This window comes from Oleiphilus sp. HI0128 (assembly GCF_001635365.1).
Window position 1 is genome coordinate 1 of record NZ_LWGG01001401.1, and the last position, 781, is coordinate 781.

At 44.0% G+C, this 781-nt stretch carries 1 protein-coding gene; it reads left to right on the forward strand.

The features are described from left to right. Positions 1–185: 185 nt before the first annotated feature. The coding region (locus A3763_RS22950) for an ANTAR domain-containing response regulator (RefSeq protein ID WP_068760597.1) at positions 186–781 on the forward strand (596 nt) is incomplete at its 3' end.

Here is a 781-nt window from a genome sequence, read left to right on the forward strand (position 1 = left end):
GTACTGTTCAAATGATAGAGGTTAGCTAGGTATAGCTACGACTTTATCGCGAGCCTGTACTTCTGTAAGGCTCGCTTCTATTTTATATCCTCTGTTTTTACCATTTAATATTTATCAGATCTATGCATGAAGGACATGAGTATTCCTACCTGTTGCGTCTGANTTTATGAATAAGGTGGTGTCGTATGACTAGAGCTGTTATCTCAAATACAGGGCTCTCTCAAAAAGAACGCGCACTGTTAATTGATCCCTTGGATTCAAGAGCAGCGTTGTTACGCAGAGCTCTTCGCGAAAACGCTTATCCGATAATCGAGACAGTTACCGAAGCTTGTCTTATGTTGGCTAAAGCGGAGGAGTATCAGCCTGATATTCTCGTGGTAGGTATGGACTTGCCCGACGAAGACACTTTACAGCAACTGGTCGAACTTCGAGAGCGCATGCCGCTTCCCGTCATTGTTTTCTCAGAAAAGGATGCGCCGCCGCTGGTTCAGAAGGTGGTGAAGGCCGGTGTCAGTGCTTTTATTGTGGATGATATACAGCCACAGCGCTTGCCTTCAATTATTAATATCGCAGTAGCTCGTTTTCATGAGCAGCAAGGTTTAATAAAGGAATTAAACACGGCAAAAACCAAATTGGCCGAAAGAAAGACCTTAGAGAAGGCTAAAGGTTTGTTGATGAAACAGAAGGGCCTGAGTGAAGATGAGGCATATACCTCTCTTAGAAAGTTGGCGATGGATAAGGGGCAGCCGATTGTGAAAGTGGCTGAAAGCATTATTGATGT